The 15090-nt window shown below is 67.1% G+C and carries 19 protein-coding genes; 9 read left to right on the top strand and 10 right to left on the bottom strand.

Translation table 11 applies throughout. The features are described 5' to 3' along the window. Nucleotides 1-36: 36 nt before the first annotated feature. The 5 genes from leuS to hisH form a co-directional block, all read right to left on the bottom strand. On the bottom strand, nucleotides 37-2913 hold the full coding sequence (gene leuS, locus DEQ67_RS02315) for a leucine--tRNA ligase (protein WP_115860476.1): 2877 nt from the start codon (nucleotides 2911-2913) through the stop codon (nucleotides 37-39). A 214-nt stretch (nucleotides 2914-3127) separates the two neighbouring features. After that, nucleotides 3128-3571 carry an archaeal heat shock protein Hsp14 gene (gene hsp14 / locus DEQ67_RS02310; protein WP_115860478.1) on the bottom strand — a complete coding sequence of 148 codons (444 nt, stop codon included), beginning with the start codon at nucleotides 3569-3571 and terminating at the stop codon, nucleotides 3128-3130. 116 nt (nucleotides 3572-3687) lie between these two features. After that, nucleotides 3688-4098 carry an archaeal heat shock protein Hsp14 gene (gene hsp14 / locus DEQ67_RS02305; RefSeq protein ID WP_008605294.1) on the bottom strand — a complete coding sequence of 137 codons (411 nt, stop codon included), beginning with the start codon at nucleotides 4096-4098 and terminating at the stop codon, nucleotides 3688-3690. A 143-nt stretch (nucleotides 4099-4241) separates the two neighbouring features. After that, the gene (pheA, locus tag DEQ67_RS02300; RefSeq protein ID WP_115891388.1) at nucleotides 4242-5048 is read right to left on the bottom strand and encodes a prephenate dehydratase; all 807 of its coding nucleotides are present in this window, start codon (nucleotides 5046-5048) and stop codon (nucleotides 4242-4244) included. Nucleotides 5049-5102: 54 nt separating this feature from the next. Beyond that, on the bottom strand, nucleotides 5103-5762 hold the full coding sequence (gene hisH, locus DEQ67_RS02295) for an imidazole glycerol phosphate synthase subunit HisH (RefSeq protein WP_004044475.1): 660 nt from the start codon (nucleotides 5760-5762) through the stop codon (nucleotides 5103-5105). A 453-nt stretch (nucleotides 5763-6215) separates the two neighbouring features. On the opposite strand from hisH, the gene DEQ67_RS02290 reads away from it, so the two are divergent. The 3 genes from DEQ67_RS02290 to phnE all read left to right on the top strand — a co-directional run bounded on the left by DEQ67_RS02290 (nucleotide 6216) and on the right by phnE (nucleotide 8927). After that, nucleotides 6216-7073: a PhnD/SsuA/transferrin family substrate-binding protein gene (locus tag DEQ67_RS02290; RefSeq protein WP_233506019.1), complete on the top strand. Its 858-nt coding sequence runs from the start codon at nucleotides 6216-6218 to the stop codon at nucleotides 7071-7073. A gap of 95 nt (nucleotides 7074-7168) precedes the next feature. Continuing rightward, complete coding sequence (gene phnC, locus DEQ67_RS02285) at nucleotides 7169-7972, top strand: phosphonate ABC transporter ATP-binding protein (RefSeq protein ID WP_006600721.1); 804 nt, start codon at nucleotides 7169-7171, stop codon at nucleotides 7970-7972. Next, entirely contained in the window at nucleotides 7962-8927 is a 966-nt protein-coding gene (gene phnE, locus DEQ67_RS02280; protein ID WP_004065296.1) for a phosphonate ABC transporter, permease protein PhnE, read from the top strand. The genes phnC and phnE overlap by 11 nt, the downstream gene beginning before the upstream one ends. Before the next feature lie 137 nt (nucleotides 8928-9064). On the opposite strand, the gene DEQ67_RS02275 is transcribed toward phnE, so the two are convergent. The 3 genes from DEQ67_RS02275 to DEQ67_RS02265 are packed head-to-tail and all read right to left on the bottom strand — an operon-like array spanning nucleotide 9065 to nucleotide 10464. Further along, the gene (locus DEQ67_RS02275) at nucleotides 9065-9661 is read right to left on the bottom strand and encodes a uracil-DNA glycosylase (protein ID WP_004044480.1); all 597 of its coding nucleotides are present in this window, start codon (nucleotides 9659-9661) and stop codon (nucleotides 9065-9067) included. 24 nt (nucleotides 9662-9685) lie between these two features. Continuing rightward, complete coding sequence (locus DEQ67_RS02270) at nucleotides 9686-10297, bottom strand: DUF99 family protein (protein WP_006600722.1); 612 nt, start codon at nucleotides 10295-10297, stop codon at nucleotides 9686-9688. Next, nucleotides 10294-10464 carry a DUF5786 family protein gene (locus DEQ67_RS02265; RefSeq protein WP_004044482.1) on the bottom strand — a complete coding sequence of 57 codons (171 nt, stop codon included), beginning with the start codon at nucleotides 10462-10464 and terminating at the stop codon, nucleotides 10294-10296. Before DEQ67_RS02265 ends, DEQ67_RS02270 begins: the two co-directional genes overlap by 4 nt. Before the next feature lie 129 nt (nucleotides 10465-10593). On the opposite strand from DEQ67_RS02265, the gene DEQ67_RS02260 reads away from it, so the two are divergent. Then, nucleotides 10594-11220 carry an MBL fold metallo-hydrolase gene (locus DEQ67_RS02260; protein ID WP_115860482.1) on the top strand — a complete coding sequence of 209 codons (627 nt, stop codon included), beginning with the start codon at nucleotides 10594-10596 and terminating at the stop codon, nucleotides 11218-11220. A gap of 1 nt (nucleotide 11221) precedes the next feature. Then, the gene (locus DEQ67_RS02255; protein ID WP_115891389.1) at nucleotides 11222-11602 is read left to right on the top strand and encodes a hypothetical protein; all 381 of its coding nucleotides are present in this window, start codon (nucleotides 11222-11224) and stop codon (nucleotides 11600-11602) included. Nucleotides 11603-11617: 15 nt separating this feature from the next. Here the strand turns inward: DEQ67_RS02255 and DEQ67_RS02250 are convergent, their stop codons facing one another. Beyond that, entirely contained in the window at nucleotides 11618-11764 is a 147-nt protein-coding gene (locus DEQ67_RS02250) for a 50S ribosomal protein L40e (RefSeq protein WP_004044485.1), read from the bottom strand. 113 nt (nucleotides 11765-11877) lie between these two features. Next, the gene (trxA, locus tag DEQ67_RS02245) at nucleotides 11878-12159 is read right to left on the bottom strand and encodes a thioredoxin (RefSeq protein WP_394295201.1); all 282 of its coding nucleotides are present in this window, start codon (nucleotides 12157-12159) and stop codon (nucleotides 11878-11880) included. Between the two features lie 223 nt (nucleotides 12160-12382). Between trxA and DEQ67_RS02240 the strand changes: the two genes are divergently transcribed. The 4 genes from DEQ67_RS02240 (at nucleotide 12383) to DEQ67_RS02225 (ending at nucleotide 15068) form a co-directional block, all read left to right on the top strand. Then, complete coding sequence (locus DEQ67_RS02240) at nucleotides 12383-12547, top strand: preprotein translocase subunit Sec61beta (RefSeq protein ID WP_004044487.1); 165 nt, start codon at nucleotides 12383-12385, stop codon at nucleotides 12545-12547. A gap of 55 nt (nucleotides 12548-12602) precedes the next feature. Then, the gene (pdxT, locus tag DEQ67_RS02235; protein WP_004044488.1) at nucleotides 12603-13211 is read left to right on the top strand and encodes a pyridoxal 5'-phosphate synthase glutaminase subunit PdxT; all 609 of its coding nucleotides are present in this window, start codon (nucleotides 12603-12605) and stop codon (nucleotides 13209-13211) included. Nucleotides 13212-13289: 78 nt separating this feature from the next. Then, nucleotides 13290-13592: a phosphoribosyl-ATP diphosphatase gene (gene hisE / locus DEQ67_RS02230; protein WP_004044489.1), complete on the top strand. Its 303-nt coding sequence runs from the start codon at nucleotides 13290-13292 to the stop codon at nucleotides 13590-13592. Between the two features lie 222 nt (nucleotides 13593-13814). Continuing rightward, nucleotides 13815-15068, top strand: a complete 1254-nt coding sequence (locus DEQ67_RS02225; RefSeq protein WP_115860486.1) for an MFS transporter — start codon at nucleotides 13815-13817, stop codon at nucleotides 15066-15068. Nucleotides 15069-15090: the final 22 nt, after the last annotated feature.

Here is a 15090-nt window from a genome sequence, read left to right as displayed (position 1 = left end):
CGGCGTTTCGGTCGCGGCGCGCCGAGACGCGCCGGACTATTCGAGGTGGACCGCGGGGCGGAACGGAATCGCCTTCGAGGCGCGGTCGCCCGGGTCGACGATGTCGTCGTCGTCTTCCGCGAACACCTCGACCGCGGCGTCGAACTCGCGGGCGAGGAAGTCGGCGGCGCGCTCGTAGGTATCGGCCTCGTCCAGTTCGAGTTGGGCGCGGAGCGTCGATTCGTCGCGGCCGCGGGTCTGGTCGACGAGGTCCTGCACGAGGTCGTTCACGTCGTTACCCCGCTCGCGCAGGTCGGGGTCCTGCATGACCTGTCCCATGATTGCGCCGACGTTGTCGCCGTTGTCGACGACCGTCTCGAACACGTCGCGCTTCCAGTCGGCGGCGACGTACACACGGATGGTGTCGGGGTCGGAATCGGTCACGTCGATGATGTCGCGGACGTCCTCGGTCAGGCGCTCGACCTGTCGCTCTTCGAGTTCGACCGACTCGTCCTCGAAGCTCTCGTCCGGCTCGGGCCACGGCGCGTCCTCGGCGGGCGTGCCGGTCAACTGCTCGTGCAGCTCGTTCGTCATGAACGGGATAAAGGGCGCGAGCAGGCGCAGCCGGGTTTCGAGGACCGTCCGGAGCGTCCACTTGGCGGCCGGGCGGTCGAGGTCGGTCCGGCGGCGGTACCACCGCAGCGACTCCTCGAAGTTGTAGAACGCCGCCTGACTGGCCGAACGCGTCTCGGCTTCGTCCATCGCGGTCGTCACGTCGCGGACGGTGTCTTGCAGCTTCGACAGGAGCCAGCGGTCGACCGTCTCCAGGTCGGGCTGGTCGTCCGGACCGGGGTCGGTGATAATCTCCTGCGCGCGGTTCCAGAAGCGTTCCAGTTGGTCGTGGACCGAGCCGACGAGGTCGTCGCGCCAGTCGTAGTCCTGCCACGGTTCGGCGGAGTTGAGCAGGAAGAAACGGACGGTGTCCGCGCCGTACTCGCCGATGGCCTCGCCGGGGAGGACGACGTGGCCCTTCGACGACGACATCTTCTCGCCTTCGAGCAGGCCCATGCCCATGATGACGATACCCTGCGGCCACTCCGGCTCGTCGAACAGTTCGCCGTGGTGGAACTGGTAGAACGTCAGGTGGTTCGTGATGAGGTCGTTACCTGAGAACCGATAGTCGACGGGGTACCAGTAGTTCCACTCCTCGCGCAGGTCGAGCGCCTTCTCGGGGGCGTCGTCGACCGCGTCGGGGCCGTAGAACAGCGCGTCGAAGAACTCCTGGGTGAGCTCCTCGGTCGGAATCTCCTGCAGGCGGTGGGCGATGGTGTAGTACGCCATGTAGATAGTCGAGTCCGAGAGGGGCTCGATGACGAACTGGTCGTCCCACGGCAGGCGGGTGCCGAGGCCGTAGTTGCGGATACACGGCCACCCGTTGAGCCAGTCGATGGTGTGGTGGTACTCGTCGCGAGTGTTCTCGGGGATGGCGTCCAGCCCGTCGGCCACGTCGTGGGCGAGTTCCTTCCAGTCCTCGTCGTCGTACGAGAGGAACCAAGTGTCCTGTTCCGCGACGACGACGTCGCCGCCGCAGCGACAGACGACCTCCTCGGAGAACTCCTGCATCACGTCGAACTGGCCGGCCTCGACGCCGTCGGCCTTGAAGTCGTCGCGGACCTCCTCGACGAGGCCGCCGGCGTAGTCGCCGTAGAACTCCTTGAGCCGACCCGCGTGGAACTCCTTGTTGTAGAGGTCCTTCGTCGCCTTTTCGAGCGCGGGGTCGTCGGAGGACTCGATACCGCGGTTCTCGACGGCCGACTTCGCGGGAATCTCGCCGTAGGTGTCGTCCTCGGAGTCGACGTCGAGAATCGGAATCGGCTCGATGGCGGCCACGTCGGCGGGGTCGATGCCGAACGATTCGAGGTAGTCGGTGTCGGCTTTGGCCTCCTGGAGCGCCACGTAGTCGTCGGGGCTGTGGGCCGGGACGGACATGACGACGCCCGTCGCGTTGTCGGCGTCGACGAAGTCGGCGGGCAGGACGAGCACGTCGTCGCCGGTGACGGGGTTTTCGACCGTCTGGCCGACGAGTTCGGCACCCTCGACGGTTTCGAGAATCTCCACGTCGCGGGCCTGATATTCGAGTTTGTCGGCCGCGTAGTCGGAGACGAACCACGTCTCGCCGTCGACTTCCGCGACCACGTAGGTCGCCTCGGGGTCGATGTAGGCGTTGGTCACGCCGTGGACCGTCTCGGGGCGAAGCGTCGCCATCGGGACGACCACGTCGCCGCCGTCTCGGTCCCAGCCGAAGCGGACCAGCGTGTACTCCTGGAACTCCGCGTTCTCGCCTTCCAGCAGGTCGTGGGTCGTGACCGGCTGTTCCTCGTTCGTACAGAACTTGACGGGGTGGAGACCCTTCTCCAGTCGCCCGCGGTCGCGGAGCGTCCGGTACTGCCACTCGACGAACTTCGAGTAGCGCTCGTTGTTGGTGGTGAACTCGCGCCGCCAGTCCACCGACAGGCCGAGCGACTGCATCCCCTTCTTGTAGTGTTCCTCGATGAAGTACCGCGCCCAGCCCATGGGCGATTCGAGATCAGAAAGCGTGTCCTCGGGGACGTTGTAGGTGTCTGTCAGCACCGAGAGCTGTTTCTCCTCGCGGTTTTGCAGGCGCTCGACCGCGCCGATAATCGGCGTGCCGGTGACGTGCCACGCGATGGGAAACAGGACGTTGTCGCCCTGCTGGCGTCGGTAGCGAGCGTACACGTCGGGAACGGTGTACGTCCGCGCGTGCCCGATGTGCATCCCGCCGCTGGGGTACGGATAAGGCACGGTCACGAACGTCGCGTCGTCGGCGTCTGCGTCCGGGTCGGCCTCGTATCGGCCGGACTCGGACCAGCGCTCCCGCCAACGCGCTTCGAGTTCCTGCGGGTCGTAGTCCATATCCGTGGTAGTGGTACCCCGGCCTAAAATAACTCCTATACTCGACTTGCGCGGCTGTCTGATTGCGGCAGAAATTGCCTCACAATGGCACGGGAGGGGCCCGAGAAAATCGAGTCGTGAAACGGAGACAGAGAAACGAAAACGGGGAACACCCACCACGAGGGGACCCATCGCGGGCGGCGTGTCAGAGACGCGTGCGAGCGACGACGCCCGCTCAGTCGATGTCGATGCGGCGGGAGTCGTCGGGTTCGGCGTCGTGTTTGGGGAGCGTGACCGTCAGCACGCCGTTGTGGTAGCTGGCGGACGCGCCGTCCTCGTCGACCGTCTCGGGGAGGTGAATCGTGCGGCGGGCGGACTCGTGGCGGCGCTCGCGGCGCAGATACTCGCCGTCGGCGCGTTCCGCGTCGAGTTCGCGCGTCGCCTCGACGGTCAGCGTGCGGTTGGCGACCGACAGGGCGATGTCCGATTTCTCGTAGCCGGGGAGGTCGACCGTGACGACGATTTCACCGTCGTGGTCGGTGACGTCGATGGCCATCTCGTGGCGGACCTGCGCCATCATGCCCGAGCGGTCGAACTGGCGTCCCATCTCGTCGAACTGGCGGGACATTCGCTCGAACAGTTCCTCGAAGTCGTCGAAGGGGTTGGAACGTCGCATCATGTGTGTTTTCACCGAGGGTCATAGACGCCGTCTGAGGAGATAATCGTTGCCGGAACGTGGATAGCAGTTCGCACGGCTCGGGAGCCAGAGCGCCGGTATTCAAAAGATGAGCCGCGTCACTCGATGTCGATTTCGGTCGAGTCGTCGCCCGCGGGTTCGGCCTTCGGGAGCGTCACGGTCAGGACGCCGTTTTTGTACGACGCCGTCACCTCGTCGCGCACGACTTCGGCGGGGAGCGTAATCGTCCGGGAGACCGAGCGCTGACTCCGCTCGCGGCGGACGTACTGCTCGTCGTCGACCTCGCTCGACTCCTCGCGGTCGGCCGCGATGGTGAGTCGCCGCCCGCTGACGCTCACGTCGAGGTCGTCCTTCTCGAAGCCGGGGAGGTCCGCGACGACCTCGATGGCCTCGTCGTCGTCGACGACGTCGAGGGAGATATCTTGGAACCGACCGATACCGGACTCCTCGAACGACCGGCCCATCCGGTCGAACAGGTCTTCTATCTCGTCGAACGGGTTTCGCTGCATACGCGTTTAGATACGTCGCCGACGACAAAGAAAGATGTGCTCGGACTCACACGTTGAGAGCGACCGAGCGGGCGTGACGGAGCGGGACGGGGTGGACGCGGCGAGGTGCGGCGCTGGGCGAGCGTCTCGGCGTCGAAACGGCGTCAGTACAGGACGTGTCGGGTGTCGTACGACCCGAGGACGCGGACCCAGCCGTTGCTGGCGATGCCCTCCACCTCTTCGAGCGCCCCTTGCATCCGCTCCTCGTAGAGACCGGCGTCGGCGTCGATGTGGAACAGGTAGTCACCGAGGCGGTTGCCGCTCGGCCGCGACTCGATGCGCGAGAGGTTGATGTCGCGTTCGGCGAACGCTTCGAGCAGTTCCAAGAGGAGACCGGGGTAGTTCGCGTTCGGGTAGACGACGAGCGAACTCTTGCCGCCGGCGTCCGAGCGGGCGGACTCGGGGCCGATGACGAGGAACCGGGTGGCGTTCGACGACTGGTCTTGGATGTCCTCGGCGATGATTTCGAGGTCGTCACCGACGTTGTCCGGGTGGCCGATGCCCGCGACCGTCGGGTCGGCGCGGGCGCGCTCGACGCCGCGGGCCGTGCTGGCGACGGCTTCGAGTTTCGCGTCGGGGTAGTTCTCTTCGAGGTACGTCCGACACTGCGCGAGCGCTTGGGAGTGGCTGGCGACGACGTCGAAGTTCGCGCTCTGGGCCAACAGCGCGTGGCGGATGGGCGTGACGATTTCCTGGACGACGCTCACCTCCGAGTTCGCCACGGCGTCGAGGCTCTCGGTGACGCTCCCTTCGATGCTGTTTTCGATGGGGACGACGCCGCGCTCGAACGACCCGTCGGCGACCGCTTGGACGATAGACGTGACCGATTCTCGGAAGGAGACGTCGTCGGCGACCGCGCGGGCGGCGCGATGGGAGTACGTGCCCGCCGGACCGAGCGTGACTGCCTGCATGGGCACCCCTTCACGAAGCGGCGACAAAAGACCGTCGGGGCAGGCAGATTCGGCCTATCGCTCCGCGCAGAACTCGACGAAGTTGCGGAGGATGGTCAGCCCGGTCTCGCCGGACTTCTCGGGGTGGAACTGCGTGCCGAAGACGGTGCCCGCCTCGTTGGCGACGACCGCGGGGAACGCCACGCCGTAGTCGGTCGAGGCGACGACCGCGCCCTCGTCGTCCGGGTCGGCGTAGTAGGAGTGGACGAAGTAGGCGTACTCGCCGTCGACGCCCTCGACGAGCGGGTGGTCGCGCTGGACGTTGAGTTCGTTCCAGCCCATGTGCGGGACCTTCTGTCCCTCGTCGAACCGGACGTTGCGGCCGGGGATGAAGTCGAGTCCCTCGACTTCGCCCTCGCCGGCGTGGTCGGCCTCCTCGGAGGAGGTAAGCAGCATCTGCATCCCGAGACAGATGCCGAAGACGGGCGTCCCGTCGGCGGCGGCCTCGGCGAGCGGTTCGCGGAACGGTCCGGCGTTTTCCATCCCCTCGGAGAACGCGCCGACGCCGGGGAGAACGATGCCGTCGGCGTCGTCGAAGTCGGCGGGGTCGTCCGAGATGACGACGTTCGCCCCCGCGCGTTCGAGCCCGCGCATGGCGCTCCGGAGGTTTCCGAGCCCGTAGTCGACCATCACCACGTCGGCGAGGGTCTCCTCGGGCGGCTGTGTCGTGCTCATACCGAACGTCCGCAGAGGACAGCAAAGTGATTTTCCCTCGGGGTGAGCGCTCCGCGCGGGAGCCGTCGGAGACCGGCCGCGCGACCCTGCCGCACGCCTCTGACCCGTCGCGTGAAGGGGTCCGAAGTCCGAACTCGAAGACTCCACGGGGGCTTGCAGGGGCGATAGCGCCGTCAACCTGAGAACACCGGTTCTATTCAATACGAATATAGAGAAAAAATAGCAAATCTTAACAACAAGTGTCGGAATTACAAGACGAGTTCAATGGCGAGTAGACGAGAATTCATCAGAACGGCAGGAATCACTGGCGTCGCGGGGTTGACGGCGCTCAGTGGATGTACGGGTGGCGACGATAGCTCGGAAGCGACGACGACCACGACGGAGTCGGGAGCGTCCTCGGAGACCGAGGCGACGACGACGTCGACTACGACCGAGTCGTCACCGGAGTCCATCATGTTCGCGCTCACGCCCGCCGAGTCGGACGTGGACGTGGAAGCGCAGTATCAGCCGCTTTTCAACTACATCGAGTCCGAGGTCGGCGTCACGGTCGAATCCACCGTGGCGGCCGACTACGCGGCGGTGTTGCAGGCGCTCGACAGCGGACAGGCCGACATCGCCGACGCCGCCCCCGCAATCGCTATTCAGGGCGGGAACGAGGGCATCACCGAGGTCATCGGCATCCGCATCGCCTACGGGGCCTCGCGGTACTTCTCGCTCATCACGACGACGCCCGACAGCGACATCGAAGAGCTGACCGACCTCGAAGGCGAGACGGTCGCGTTCGCTGACCGCCTCTCGACGAGCGGGTCGCTGTTCCCGCTGTCCATGCTGAGCACGGCCGGCCTCGACACGGGCGGCGCACCCGACGGCAACCCCGTTGACTTCGAGGCGCAGTTCTCCGACCACGCGACGGCCCGCGAGACGCTCATCAACCGCGACGACGTCGTCGCCGCGGGCACGGGCGCGTTCTCGACGGCCCCGCACGTTCCGGAAGACCAGTTCCCCGAACAGTTCCTCGACATGTCGGCCGAAAACGACGGCGACCTCGGAACGGCGTCGCCCGAACTGCAACTGCTGTCGTGTTCCGACCCCATCCCGCGTGCCCCGATTCTCGGCCGCACCGACATGGACCAAGGGCTGTACGACGACATCGAAGAGGCGCTGCTCAACGTGACCGAAGACGACCTCATCAACGAGGACCTCGAAGACGACCAACAGCTCTGGTTTACCGGGGTCGACCAGGGGTCCGTCGACGACTACGCGCCCGTTCAGGAAGTCCTCGACGAGCTCGGCGTCACGCTCGGACAGTAAGAGCGAGACTCCGCGGTTTTGATTCCCTACCGTGCGGTCGCAACCCGACGAACGGTTCGACCGCACGCGAACTACGCGACGCGACAGACACGATAATGAGTACGATTGAAGTAACGAACCTCAGCAAATCCTACGGAGATGTCACGGCCCTCGACGACGTCTCGTTTACTATCCCGGACGGCGAGTTCGTCGTCGTCCTCGGGCAATCGGGGGCGGGGAAGTCGACCCTCCTCCGCTGTCTCAACGGAATCACTCGCCCGACGAGCGGGTCGATTACCATCGACGACGCGAACGTGATGGGGCCTCGAAACGACGTGGCAATGATATTTCAGCAACACTACATCCTCGGGCAGATGAGCGCGTACAGCAACGCGCTCACCGGGGCGCTCGGCCGGACATCGTTCCTCGGCAGCCTGCTCGGCCTGTACGACGGCGACGACAAGCAGGAGGCGCTCCGCGCGCTCGAAACCGTCGGACTGCTCGACGAGGCCAACCAGCGCGCCGGGAAGATGAGCGGCGGGCAGCAACAGCGCGTCGGCATCGCCCGCGCGCTGGTCCAGAACCCGAACCTCCTGCTCGCGGACGAACCCGTCGCGAGCCTCGACCCCGCGAGCGCGGAGACGGTGATGCGGTACATCCGCGACGCGGCCGACGAGCGCGACTTGACCACCATCGCGAGCCTCCATCAGGTCAACATCGCCCGCGAGTTCGGCGAACGGTTCATCGGAATGAAAGACGGACAAATCGTCTTCGACGGCTACCGCGAGGACTTCGACGTCGACGTCATCGACCGCATCTACGGCGACATCGAGACGGAGGCCATCCGCGAAGAACAGACCGACGAGCCGCCCGAAAACAACGCGGCCGCCACGAGCGGAGCGAGGTCACATGAGTACTGATACCGACCGAATCGAGGACGCGCTGCGGAACATCCAGATTGCAAAGCGAGTCAGACTGCTGTTTTCAATCGTCGTCCTCGTCCTCTTCGCGTGGTTCTTCACGAACGCGCTGAGCGAGGTCGGCTTTTCCATCGGTGAAATCGTCGAGTACTGGCCGGAGTTCACCGACGCGCTGGGCGACTTCTTCCCGCCGGGAACGCTGTTCGGCGTCATCCCCTTCGTCGACGTCAGCCAGTACTGGGCGTTCATCCAAGAACGGAACCTCCTCCTCCAGTTCCAGGACGGGAACCCCGTTCTCGGCGCGGTGTTCGTCACGTTCGCGATGGGGTTCGCCGGGACCGTCCTCGGCATCCCCGGCGCGCTCATCCTCGGGGTGCTCGGCTCCGAGCGCGTGACGCCGTACCCCTTCAACTTCATCTTCCGCGGGACGATGAGCGTCATCCGCGCCATCCCGGCGCTGGTGTGGGCGCTCATCTACATCCCCCTCGGCGGCGTCTCGCCGTTCACGGCGACGCTCGCCATCGGGACCGACACGATGGGGAACCTCGGTCGCCTGTTCACGGACGCCCTCGAAGAAGTCGAGGACGGACCGATAGAGGCCATCGAGTCGACCGGCGCGAACAGCCCCCAGAAGGTCGTCTTCGGGATGCTCTCGCAGGTCTTTACGCCCTTCATCGCGTGGACGATGTACATCCTCGAAATCAACGTCCGCATCGGCGTCACGATGGGACTCATCGGCGGCGGCGGCCTCGGACAGGTGCTTCAGACCCAGCGCGGTCTGTTCCGGTACACGAACATGATGGCGACGATTCTCGTCATCTTCATGCTCGTCGTCTCCGTCGAGTTCGTGAGCCAGCGGGTCCGGTCGTACATCCGCGGCAACGAGGAAGGGACGAGCCTGCTCAAACTCATCGTCGAGTTCCCGCAGCGGATGGCCCGCTCCATCTGGGAGTAGGCGTCCGCCCGCTCGGTGACGCACCCGCGGTTCGGTTTTTATCGCTCCCCCGCGTCTCACAGCGTCGCCCATGTCGTCGCCGCCGACTGCCACCACGAGGTCGCGTCTCGCCTCTTCGCCGGCCGCCCGCGCCGCGCTCAGAAGTCACCGAGACTGGCCTGTCCGTCCGCGGAGTCCGCGAGCCCCGAGAGGTCGGCGGCGCGCGCGATGGTCTCGAAGAAGCCCTCGCGTTGGCTCCGGTCGTACAGCGTCGCCGCGGGGTGGACGGAGAGGAGGACGCGGTAAGAGGCGTCCCCGACGCGGGCGTCCACGACCGACCCGGACTCGTTCGTGATGGCGACGCCGCGGTCGAGCAGGTGCTGGGAGGGCACCTTTCCGAGCGTGACGACGAGTTCGGGGTCGACGAGTTCGAGTTCGCGGGCGAGGTAGCCCCGGCAGTTCGACAGTTCGTCGCTCGTCGGGTCGCGGTTGTCCGGCGGGCGGCACCGCACGCAGTTGGTGATGCGAACGTCGGCGCGGGCGAGGCCGGCCTCGCGGAGCGCGTCGTCCAACACGGAGCCGGAGCGACCCACGAACGGCTCGCCGCCCTCGTCTTCCTTCGCGCCCGGCGCTTCACCGAGGAAGAGCAGGTCGGCGTCGTCGGGGCCGACCCCGTTGACGATGCGACTCCGCGAGTCGACGAGTTCGGGGCATCGCTCACAGCCCGTCACGCAGAGGCCCTCCATGTGTTCCATACTCGGTTCGAGGGCGGGGACGGCTTAATCCCCGGCGAAGCGTCGCGCGGCGCGGGCCGCCATCCGGGCCACGCGAATCGGCTCGGGGCGGCCGCCGGTCGGGGTAAAGCCGCGGACGACTTGCGCGGCCTCGTCGCCGTCGCAGCCGGCGGCCCGGACGAACACCGTCTCCCCGTTCACCTCGACGGGTCGGCGGGGCGGAGCTGCGCGGTAGGTGTCGAGTCGTCGGTCGAGCGCCGCGCCCGAGAACTGCTCGGTGAGCGCGGGTTCGAGCCCCTCGCTCTCCTCGAAAGAGACTGAAAGGACCGGGCGGTCGAGGGCCGCGGCGAGGCGGTCGATGTCGACGAGGTTGAACCACGCCGGAGCGATGCCGGAGACGAGCAGGTAACGTACGTCCTCGCGGTCGAGGGAGTCGTACAACGAGGCGATGGCGTCGGTCGCGTCGTCGCCGCCGACGGCGCACGTCTCGAAGGCGAGGCCGTCGACGACCCGGTCGGCGCGGACGACCGCGCCGCAGAGGACGCTCTCCGGAGACGGGTCTGTGGAAAAATGAGCGTCGTCAGCGTCGTCTGTGGGTGCGCGCGCCGCCCCGGGAGAGGATTCCGCGACCCCGAGGGCGCGAGACCCCGACTTCACTCGTCTTTAATCTCCTGGAGCCGGTCGAGGAGTTCGTCGTTGGACGCGCCGATTTCGAAATCGACCTCGCCCTCGTGTTTCTCCTCACTCGTCGTGACGCCGTCTTCCTCGTCGAAGTCGACGTTCTGGTCTCCTTGTTCGGACTCGTCGTAGCTCCCAAATCCCATACAGATATACGTACACGACCGAGCCCCAAAAAGGATTTGTCGCGTGAGCCCGATGTTCGGGGGCGATTCACGCGGCGAGGTGACGCCTCACCCGCCCGACTTTTTCCGGTCGAGCGCGTACGCGGCGGTATGGAAGTCATCCCAGTCACCGCCGACGCCGAGACCTTCACCTGCAACGCCTACCTCGTCCTCGGCGAGCGAACCGTCCTCGTCGACGCCGGGACGATGTCGGGCGTCGAAGACGTCGTCGCAGAACACACCGACGACCTCGACGCCGTGGTCGTCACCCACCAGCACTCCGACCACGTCGGCGAACTCGGCGCGGTGGTCGAACGGTTCGACCCCGACGTGTACGCCTACGCCGACCACCCGCTTCGGACCCACGAGCTCGGAGACGGCGACCACGTCGAGATGGGCGACGAGTCGTTCGAAGTGGTCTACACGCCGGGCCACGCCGACGACCACGTCTCGCTCGTGAGCGGGCGGTCGCTGTTTTCGGGCGACGTGTTCGTCTACAACGACGGCGCGTTCGACGACGGCAGTTTCGGCCGCACCGACATGCCGGGGCAGTCCCGCGAGCGCCTCATCAGCAGCCTGCACACGCTCCTCGACCGCCTTCCCTCGACCGTCGAGGCGCTGTACGCCGGCCACGGCGACCCCTTCGAGAACGAGGCCGGCGGCGACACCGTCCGCGACGCGCTCGAACGCGCCATCGAACGCGCGGAGCGGCGCGAGCCGAAGTACCCGGAGGAGTGAGATGGCGACCGACGCGGTCACGGAGCCGAGCGACGACCTGACGCGACTGCATTACGTCGGCGTCGCCCTCGCGGCCGTGACCGGCGCGATTCACCTCGTCCTCGGCGCGGGCGCGCTGGCCGCGAACCCCGCCGACCCGCTCGGCATCGCGTTCGTCGGGGCCGCCGCGGGGTTCGCGGCCGGTATCGTCGGCGTCCTCCGCGGCGACGAGCGCCGCCGCTCGCGGGTGGTGTTGCTCGGTATCCCCTTCACCGCCGGGCAGGTCGTCCTCTACGTCGCGCTGAACTGGCCGAATATCTTCGGCATCGGCGGCGTCGCGGACAAACTCGTCCAGCTCGCGCTGCTCGCGGTGCTGTTCGCGCTGTATCGGCGAGACGCCTGAGAGAAGCGTGCGGGCTTACGCGGCGCGGCGTTCCTTCGACTTGGGTCGAAGGTGCTTGTAACCGCACTTGCGGCACTGCTTTGCCTTCTGGGGGTTGCGCGCGTTGCACCGCATGCAAATCTGCTTCTCGAGCGTCCGCTTCGTCGCAGCGTCACTAGCCATGCATACGAGTCCCGCCGCCGGTCGTATAACGCTTGCGAGACACACCGCCGGCGCTCGCGGCGCGCTCGGCGGTCGTCCGGATGGGTCGGAAAACGCGGCGGTCCGCGGCGCGCTTACGCGCCGGCCTGGCTCAGCGCCGACTCGATGTCGTCGCGCTGGGTGACGCCCACGAAGCGGTCGACGATGCCGTCGTCGTTCTCGACGATGAGCGTCGGAAGCGAGCGAACCTGATACTGGTTGGCCACGTCCTGCTCCTCGTCGACGTCGACCTTGACGAACTCGACGGTCTCGTAGTCGCCTTCGAGCTCGTCGAGAATCGGGTCCTGCGTCTTACAAGGGCCGCACCAGTCCGCGTAGAAGTCCAAGAGTCGAACAGTCATCGTATCCCGACGCAACTTGCCCGCCCCGGCGCATAAGGATTACTCATGGGCCCGCGGCTCTCCGGTTGTGCGCCCGTCCAGTTCAGTCGAATTCCAGCCTTCTGAGCGTCGAGGGGGCCGTCAGCCGACTCGCAATCCGAGCGGATTCGCCGGCAAGTCGGGAGGCGTTCCGGCCGGGCGACCCCCGGGACCGGAGCGAGCCGAAACGTTTAGGCGGCGGACGCACGGACGGTGGAACATGAGCAAGGGCCAGAACAGCGGCGGTCTGATGTCGAGTGCGGGCCTCGTCCGCTACTTCGACGCGGAGGACCGCAACGCGATTCGAGTCAACCCCAAGACCATCTTCGCCGCGGGGGCGCTGTTCGGCATCGGCGTGCTGGTGCTGAACTCGCTCGCGTTCTGAACCGCGCCGACCGCCGAACGGACGCTTTTTGTCCACGGCTTCCCGAGACCCGTCTATGACCACGCTACGCGCCGGTGTCGTCGCCGTGCAAGGCGACGTGTCCGAACACGCCGACGCCGTCGAGCGGGCCGCCGAGGCCCACGGCGTCGACGCCGAAATCGTCGAGATTCGAAGCGACGGCCTCGTCCCCGACTGCGACGTGTTACTCATGCCAGGCGGGGAGTCGACAACTATCTCCAGACTCCTCGAACGCGAGGGCATCGCCGACGAGATTCGCGCCCACGTCGAGGCTGAAAAGCCCGTCCTCGCCACTTGTGCCGGCCTCATCGTCGCCTCCCGCGACGCCAAGGACGACCGCGTGACGACGCTCGACCTCCTCGACGCGACGGTCGACCGCAACGCCTTCGGCCGGCAGGTCGACAGCTTCGAGGCCCCGCTGGACGTGGCCGGTCTCGACTCGCCGTTCCCCGCGGTGTTCATCCGCGCGCCCCTCATCGACGAGGTCGGCGAGGGCGTCGAGGTGCTCGCCGAGTGGGACGGCAACCCCGTCGCCGTCCGCGACGGCCCCGTCGTCGGCACGTCGTTCCACCCCGAGTTGACGCCCGACAGCCGCCTCCACGACCTCGCGTTCTTCGACGAACTGGCGGTCGAAATCGACGCCTGAGCGGCCGGCTAACTGGCTGAGTGACGGCCGCTCGCCGGAACCAGAGGGTCTTTTTCCGCGCCCGCCCGTCGTGCGACCATGGACGCCGACACCCCGACCGACGAGGTCTTGGACGAACTCTTTGCGACCATCGAGTCGCGCAAAGCCGACCTCCCCGAAGACTCCTACACGACGACGCTTTTCACCCACGAGAAAGGCGAGAACTACGTCCTCGAAAAGCTCGGCGAGGAGACGACGGAGACCATCCTCGCGGCCAAGGACGACGACGGCGAGGAACTGCTCTACGAGAGCGCCGACCTCGTCTACCACCTGCTCGTCCTGCTGTCGATGAAAGACGCCTCGCTCGACGACCTGCGCGACGAGCTGAAAGCCCGCTTCTGAGACGGGGTCCCACGACCGCGACCGCGACGACGACGCCGGTAGTCGCTCGCCGCGCCGACGCCCGCAGTTCCCGGACGAGACGGCCCGATTGCAAAGCACCAAGAGCGTGCGTTTACGATAGCGCACCCTCTCGATGCACGCCCCTCGAACCCGCGACTCCCAGTCCGCTCCCGCGCATCCCACGCCCCACCGCGCCGCGTCCGCCTCCCGAGGGTCGGCGGCGTGAGTCGGCTGTTCGGCGGCGACGAGCCGTCAGTCGAGTTCGTCGCGGGCAGCCTCATCGCGGGCGTCTTCTTCGGCGGCGTCGGCGCGGGCGTCGCCTTCCCGACGCTCCCGACGCTCGGCCCCATCATCGGCATCACGCCGTTCGTGGTCGGTCTCATCCTCTCGGCCAACCGGTTCACCCGGCTGGTCGTGAACACGCCCGCCGGGCAGATACTCGACCGGATGGGGACGCGCCGGCCGATGATAGCCGGCTTCGTCGTGCAGGGGCTGTCGCCGTTCGGCTACGTCCTCGGGCTGAACCCCGGGCCGATTCCGCTCGACAGCGCGACCGTCTTCCTCCTGTCGCGGGCCTGCTGGGGCGTCGGCTCGGCGTTCGTCTTCGTCGGCGCGTTCAGCACCATCACCCACGTCACCTCGGACGGAAACCGCGGGAAGTGGGTCGGCTACATGCGCGGCGGGCAGAGCCTCGGCTTCCCCGCGGGCCTCGTCGTCGGCGGCCTCGTCACCGACGCGTTCGGCTACGCCACCGCGTTCGCCGTCGCGGGGTGCGCGGGGCTGTTCGCCGCCCTCGTCGCCATCTCCGTCCTCCCGGACGTGAAAACCGACGTGACGGCGGCGAGTTCGCTCCGCGAGGTGCCGCGGCTTGTCAGCGCCGACATCCGCATCTTCACCGTCGGCACCGTCAACTTCGCCGTCCGATTCCTGTTTTCGGGCGTCCTCCTCTCGACGGCCGTGCTGTACGCGACGGCGAACGACATCTCGCTCGGCGGGCTGTCGGGGGCCGGCGTCAGCGGCGTCGTGATGGCCGTCGGCGTCGTCGCGTCGAGCGTCACGACGCTCGCCGTCGGTCGGTACTCCGACCGCCTGTCGAACCGCGCGGCGCTGACGCTCCCCGCACTGGGCGTCCTCGCGGCCGGGTTCACCCTGCTGGCGCTCGTACCGACGCTCCCCTCGACGCTCGCGGGCGTGGCGCTCATCGGCGTCGGCGTCGGCGGGTCGAACCCGCCGCTTTTGGCCTATCTCGGAGACCTCAGCCCGGCCGACGACGTGGGCAAACTCGGCGGCGTCTACAACGTCTTCGGCGATTCGGGGTCGACGCTCGGCCCGCTCGTGGCCGTCCCGCTGGCCGAGGTGGTCGGCTTCCGCGTCGAGTACCTCGCCTGCGTCGCGCTCGTCGTCGTCGTCGGACTGCTCGTGGCGCGGACGCTCTACGGGGAGGCCGCGACAGTGCCGCGGTCGGAACTGTCGTGAAAAATGGCTTCGGGCGCGGGTC

The sequence above is a fragment of the Haloferax sp. Atlit-48N genome (assembly GCF_003383015.2).
GTDB classification, from domain to species: domain Archaea; phylum Halobacteriota; class Halobacteria; order Halobacteriales; family Haloferacaceae; genus Haloferax; species Haloferax volcanii.
The sequence above is the reverse complement of the archived record's forward strand: the minus strand, read 5'-3'. Positions and strand labels throughout refer to the sequence as shown.